Origin of the sequence: Pseudoalteromonas sp. SG44-17 (assembly GCF_014164235.1) — a bacterium.
In the GTDB taxonomy this organism is placed as follows: domain Bacteria; phylum Pseudomonadota; class Gammaproteobacteria; order Enterobacterales; family Alteromonadaceae; genus Pseudoalteromonas; species Pseudoalteromonas rhizosphaerae.
In genome coordinates, this window is record NZ_JACJEV010000012.1 from 108,556 (window position 1) to 114,763 (window position 6,208).

A 6,208-nucleotide genomic window follows, 5' to 3' on the forward strand; every position below is an offset into this window, starting at 1 on the left:
ATTGTTAAAATTGAGGTTACTTCAACAGGTTTTTTTATCCTACTGCAAGCAATAAGTTAATACAATATTCTGAGTCAAACGTTAAGAATCTTAATTAAACAGTTATAGTATAGGTTATGTCTAATCTACATTACTTTATGTAAAGCTTGCTTGACTTAAATGTATTCTTCAATAATACTTAGTCAAGTTTACTTGACTAAAAAGGTGAGAACATGAAACAACAAACAGGATTAACATTCAAACAACGTAACAAACTAAACACAGTTTATTTAGCAAAGTGGACTCTGGCGTGGGTTTTAACTTTGGCGCTTGCGTCATTCGGGCCATTGTTGCTGTGGGGCGAGCAGAACACGCTACTTAGTATAGTGGCAATTATGGTCAATGTTTTCGCAGGTATTATGATGATTATGGCAAATAAACGCCATTTAGCTGGTTTAGATGAATTGCAGCAACGGTTACATTTAAATGCGATGGCGATTACCTTAGGAGGGAGTTTAGTATTTGGTTTAGCATACTCGGTATTACAAACGAGCGGGGTAATTTCGTTTCGACAAGGGATTTCCCATTTAGTGATGTTTATGGGGATAACTTATTTAGTGTCTGTCGTAGTGATGAATAAACAACTTGGCGCTGAGGACGAAGAATGAAAAACCGCCTTAAAGTATTGCGCGCGGAGCATGACCTTACTCAGGCAAAATTAGCAGAGCTACTTGATGTATCAAGGCAAACGGTGAATGCTATTGAAAAAGGCAAGTTCGATCCTAGTTTACCATTAGCGTTTAAAGCAGCTCGTTTATTTAAATTAAAAATTGAAGATATCTTTCAAGATGAAGAGGTATAAATTCTACACTCTGCGTGCTTAAAGTACGCAGAGTGTAGTGCTGTTTATGGGGCAACTAGTTGCGGTTTTTGTTTACCCATTTGCAATGCACTCAGTAACCACATAATAAATCCACCAGCAAATAACACTGCGGCGACATAGCCGGTTTGATTAGGTTGCGCGCCTTGTGCAATTGCTAAGCCGCCAACCCAAGGACCAATTGCATTTGCAGTATTGAATGCGCATTGTACAAGTGCGCCAATCATTGCGTGCCCATGCGGAGATACATCCATCAACATAGTTTGAATAACTGTGCCAAGTCCGACACTAAAACCAATAAAAAATATAACCGCATAAAGTAACCAAATGTTATGGCTTGCCATTACATAAGTTGTAGCAAAAATGATTGCGCCAACAAGTGCTATACCGGTGGTTTTAAGGGGCGAATGATCAGCTGCCTTACCTAAAATATAGTTGCCCAGCGTACAACCAATACCGAACATAACCATCGCAATTGATATAGTGTAGGCTGGTGTGTGGGTGACCACTAAAATTGTATCGGCAATATAAGTATAAATGCAAAACACCCCGCCAAAGCCAACAATAATGATCCCTAAAATTGACCAAACCAGCTTATTTTTCAGTACGCTCAACTCGCTTAATAACGACGAAGGGGCTGAATTTTTTGTGTTTGGTATGAACTTTACAATTAGAATAAACGCAACAAGTGCCAGCACTGCGGTGCCCGCTAAACAATAACGCCAACTAAAATTTTGACCGACTAAAGTAACCATAGGCACGCCAACAATCGTTGCTATGGTAAGGCCCATAAATACTTTAGACATAAAGCTGGCGCGTTTATTGGCAGGTGCTATATCTGCGGCTAATAAAATGGCAACAGCAAAATAAGCTCCGTGGGGTAAACCACTTAAAAAGCGAAATAATATAAGCTGCTCTAACGAATTAGCAAATGCGCTTAAGCCGTTAAATATAAACATCATCGACACAAATAATAGCAAGGCATTACGCTTGCGCATATTTGCTGTGGTGATCATAAAAAACGGTGCACCGATCACTACGCCAATCGCATAGGCGCTAATGGTATAACCGCTTTGTGCTGGTGTTGAGGCAAATGTTTCGCTGAACAATGGCAGCATTGGCATCATCGAAAATTCCGATAATCCTAAAATAAAAGTACCCAGTGCAAGTACTAACAAAATAGCGGTAGTGCTTAGCGTATTGTTCACGACGCTAGGTTCAGGTGACATAGATAACCCTTGTAAAAAGACTGACGAAAAAATATGAATGATTTATTTAATAAAAAGCAGGAAACTGCAATTTTGAAGAACCAATTAAACCGCGATTGTATGATAAAAATAAGTCAGCGTATTACACGAAAAATGGCGTACTTAGATTTTTAAATATAACGTTAGATTCAAGCGTTCTTACTTTAATAGGAACGTTCCAGTTTTAATGGGTAGATTTTACATTTAAGCTGCCAGTATTACCAGTGTTCTGTTTTAAAGTACGTGCATAAATGATCGATGAGTGCCCGAATAGCTGGAGATAAATGCTTACGGGAACTATACAAAGCATAAATGTTTAGTGCATCAGGATGCCAATCAGGCAAAATGTGCACAAGCTCGTTACGTGCTATATAGTCATTAGCTAAATAGGTTGGCAACACCGCAATACCTAAGCCATTAATCGCGGCACTTAATAAGGTAGTTGCTTCATTAGCGCAAAGGCGACTGGTTACGTTAATAGAAGCAAGTTGCTGGGGCATTTTTAAATGCAAGACATGATTAGCAAAATGTTTATGTGCCAAATAGGTATGCTCAGATAAGTCACTAGGTTGAGTTATTTGCGCGTGCTTAGCAAGGTAGTCAGCTGATGCAACAATCGCAGAGTGACAAATACCAATAGGTTTGCCGATCAATGATGGGTCTGGGTTTGCAGCAATTCTAATTGCTAAGTCTATTTGTTTTTGCGCCAAATTGGTTGCTGAGTCATTTAATTCTAGTTCAATATTCACTAATGGGTGTTGTTGTAAAAATGGTTTTAATGCGGGCATTAATTGTGACTGACTAAACGACATACTCGTGGCAATGCGAATACTGCCAGTCAGCGCTGCATCAGGAGTTGCGTGTAAAACTAGTTGTTCACTTTGCTGATACCAGTTTTCAATATTTTCAAGACATGCTTTACCAGCACTAGTTAAGGCAACTTTACGGGTAGTGCGATGCAGTAGCCTTGTTTGTAGCCAGTTTTCCATTGTTTCGATGCTGCGACTTACCATTGCTCGTGACATGTTTAGGCGCTCAGCGGATGCTGTAAAACTACCTGAGTGAGCAACATCCAAAAATACTTTTGCGGCAGTGACTCTATCCATTAATTAGATCGTTTTTTGAAATAATGATGTTTATTGTTGTGCGTTTATTTGAGTTAATCAATTCTTTATTATTCACCTAACAGTATTTATTTTAGGTATCTTAAATGAAGGTTTTAGTAAAGTCGCTATCTGTTTCATTGTTAATGCTGGCTGCAAGTACGCAGGCTAAGTCGCAATTAACGGTGGATGTTTATAACGCTGATAGTAATAGTTTTACGGTTAACTCAAGTATCGTCTACGGTGATAAGCAAGCTATTGTGGTCGATAGTGGCTTTACGAATGCGGATGCACTGCGAATTGCAGCTAAAGTGTATGATTCAGGTAAAGAGTTAACCACCATTTTTATTAGCCAAGCAGATCCTGATTATTACTTTGGTGCGCAGTTGTTACAGCAACTATTCCCCAATGCAAAGTTAATAACTCCCGAGGCTGTGGCGCAAGTAATTGCAAAAAATCGTCTTAATAAAATCGCATTTTGGGGGCCTAAAATGGGCAGCAATGCGCCAGCAAACCCCATTGTTCCAACAAGTTACTCACTACAAACATTGCAGCTTGAAGGGCATGAAATTCAGATCAGAATGCAAGCTGGGGTGTTAGCGCATCGTCCTTATTTATGGATCCCTGCAAATAAAACAATTTTAGGTAATGTAGCCGTTTCAGCTGGGCACCATGTATGGATGGCTGATACGCAAAGTCAGCAAAGTATTGATGCGTGGCTAAAACAGCTCAATGAAATGAAAGCGCTTGAACCAGCAATGGTGATCCCTGGGCATATGGAAGCAGGCTCTGCATTAGATGCTAGCGCCATTGATTTTACCTTTAACTATATAACTGCGTTTGTGAAAGCAAAACAGCACAGTCACAATAGCCAAGAGTTAATCGCCAAAATGGTTACGCTTTATCCCGAATTTACTGATACCAGTAGTTTAGAATTAGGCGCTAAAGTGCATATGGGTGAAATGATCTGGTAAGGTGTTTACTTATCTAGTTACGATATTCTCAGCACTGAGTTTATAGCATTATAGGTGCGACAATTTGTCACGTGTTCAGGCAACGTCGCACACTATATACTTTGTTCATCTTAAACCTGCTGTAATTAAAGAATAAAATGAGCAACCACAATCCACTTATCAATTCACGTTATGCACTTTCTCCGTTAGCACTTTGCATAGCGAGTTTAGTTTCTCCTTACGTTCTTGCTGATGATTCAATTGAAGTGATTGAGGTACAAGGCCAAAACGTTAACAGCCATGCAAATTTAGGTTCTGCAGAACAGCTTTTAACTGAGTTGGGGGTGGATTTCTCTGCGGCAGGTGGCGTTTCTAGTTTACCTATATTAAATGGCATGATGGGCGATAGAGTTAAAGTACTGGTCGATGGCGCAGATATTACTGCGGCCTGTGGCAATCAGATGAACCCACCATTATCTTATATTTCGGCTAATCAGCTATCGTCTTATCAAGTGATTGCAGGTATTTCGCCAGTAAGCGCTGGTGGCGATAACATTGCCGGCGTTATTGTAGTAAACACCATTGCTGCGCAATATGGTGAGAGTGATACGTTAGCGTGGCATTCAGGTTATGTGTCGGCGCAGTATCGCAGTGTAAATAATGCGCAAGCGGTAGGTGTTGGCGCACGACTTGCCAGTGGCAGCTTGAGTTTAAATTATCAAGGTGCCTTTGAAGACGCTGATAGTTATGACGATGGTAATGGTGATTTAGTATTAGATACTCTATATCGTGTGCAAAATCATGCATTAACTGCAGCGCTGCGAGATGAAAAACAACAGCTAGTGGTTAAATTAACGCATCAAAAAATACCCTTTCAGGGCTTTGCTAATCAATATATGGATATGACGGATAACACCAGTTATGGCATAGTCACTCAGTATAAACGCCAGCTTGAAAGTGGTGAGTTTCGAGCGCAAATAAACTTTAATGATATAAAGCACGAAATGGGTTTTTTCAGCGCTGAAAAAACCGGCATGATGCCGATGAATACCGACGCGCAAGATATCAGTTATCAACTTAATTGGCGTTTAGACTTTGATGCTGACACTGTATTACTGCTCGGCCAAGAATACTATGGTTACCGCATTGATGATTGGTGGCCTGCGATTGAAGGCTCAATGATGATGGGGCCTAACGACTATGTAAATATTAATGACGGTGAACGCGACCGCTACACCGGTTTTGCTGAGCTGCAAAAGCAGCTAAATAACAAGTGGTGGGTCTCTGCTGGTACGCGTATTGAATATGTGCAAACGGATACCGGTGAAGTGCAGCCATATTCAGACATGGGTGATGGCATGAATGGAATGTCAGGTATGGGAAGTATGCCAGCAATGAATATGGCAGATCCAAATAAAGATGCTGCAAAAGAGTTTAATGCCATGGATCGCGCGCGCAGTGACACGCTTGTGGATGCCAGCCTATTATTACGCTACCAAATTACTAATGAAGATGAACTACAATTTGGCTTAGCACGTAAAAATCGTGCGCCTAATTTATATGAACGTTATAGCTGGGGTGTCAGCACAATGTCGACCAGTATGATTGGTTGGTTTGGTGATGGTAATGGTTATATTGGTAACCCAGACTTAGTAGCCGAAACCGCGCATACCATCAGCACCAGTTACACTAAATCGGCAAAAGATGGACAGTGGCAAATAACAGCTAACGCTTGGTATACCCAAGTAAATGATTATATTGATGTTACTGTTGTTGGCAGTACTAACCGCACAGATAAGGTATTAACTGAGCGTAATACCCTGCAATTTACCAATTTAGACGCCACACTTTATGGCACTAAGCTTGAAGGTATTATCCGTGTTGTTGATAGTAAAAATGCAGGCACATGGGATTTAACCGCCGCGCTTACTAGCACCCATGGCGAGCGTGATGACAGTGATGAGCCGTTATATCAAATAATGCCACTGCACAGCAAAATAGCCCTTGAGCAACAACTCGGTAAATGGCAAAACTCATTAAGCTGGC

The 6,208-nt window shown here is 40.6% G+C and carries 6 protein-coding genes; 4 read left to right on the plus strand and 2 right to left on the minus strand.

The annotated features are described in order from the left end of the window. Positions 1–212 precede the first annotated feature (212 nt). Together H5182_RS10970 and H5182_RS10975 are read left to right on the plus strand one after the other, a co-directional pair. Positions 213–647, plus strand: a complete 435-nt coding sequence (locus tag H5182_RS10970; RefSeq protein ID WP_145237512.1) for a hypothetical protein — start codon at positions 213–215, stop codon at positions 645–647. Further along, positions 644–841: a helix-turn-helix transcriptional regulator gene (locus tag H5182_RS10975; protein WP_145237509.1), complete on the plus strand. Its 198-nt coding sequence runs from the start codon at positions 644–646 to the stop codon at positions 839–841. Before H5182_RS10970 ends, H5182_RS10975 begins: the two co-directional genes overlap by 4 nt. A gap of 44 nt (positions 842–885) precedes the next feature. On the opposite strand, the gene H5182_RS10980 is transcribed toward H5182_RS10975, so the two are convergent. Both H5182_RS10980 and H5182_RS10985 read right to left on the minus strand, forming a co-directional pair. Then, entirely contained in the window at positions 886–2,088 is a 1,203-nt protein-coding gene (locus tag H5182_RS10980) for an MFS transporter (protein WP_182734456.1), read from the minus strand. A 236-nt stretch (positions 2,089–2,324) separates the two neighbouring features. Continuing rightward, complete coding sequence (locus H5182_RS10985; protein ID WP_182734455.1) at positions 2,325–3,212, minus strand: LysR family transcriptional regulator; 888 nt, start codon at positions 3,210–3,212, stop codon at positions 2,325–2,327. 104 nt (positions 3,213–3,316) lie between these two features. Between H5182_RS10985 and H5182_RS10990 the strand changes: the two genes are divergently transcribed. Continuing rightward, positions 3,317–4,183, plus strand: coding sequence for an MBL fold metallo-hydrolase (locus tag H5182_RS10990; RefSeq protein ID WP_182734454.1), 867 nt, complete (start codon positions 3,317–3,319; stop codon positions 4,181–4,183). A 137-nt stretch (positions 4,184–4,320) separates the two neighbouring features. Further along, the coding region (locus H5182_RS10995; protein WP_182760016.1) for a TonB-dependent siderophore receptor at positions 4,321–6,208 on the plus strand (1,888 nt) is incomplete at its 3' end.

What these genes read in the sequence shown, in the direction of transcription:
- H5182_RS10970 (WP_145237512.1), top strand. Translation starts at nt 213, where the DNA reads ATGAAACAACAAACAGGATTAACATTCAAACAACGTAACAAACTAAAC.
- H5182_RS10975 (WP_145237509.1), top strand. Translation starts at nt 644, where the DNA reads ATGAAAAACCGCCTTAAAGTATTGCGCGCGGAGCATGACCTTACTCAG.
- H5182_RS10980 (WP_182734456.1), bottom strand. Translation starts at nt 2,088, where the DNA reads ATGTCACCTGAACCTAGCGTCGTGAACAATACGCTAAGCACTACCGCT.
- H5182_RS10985 (WP_182734455.1), bottom strand. Translation starts at nt 3,212, where the DNA reads ATGGATAGAGTCACTGCCGCAAAAGTATTTTTGGATGTTGCTCACTCA.
- H5182_RS10990 (WP_182734454.1), top strand. Translation starts at nt 3,317, where the DNA reads ATGAAGGTTTTAGTAAAGTCGCTATCTGTTTCATTGTTAATGCTGGCT.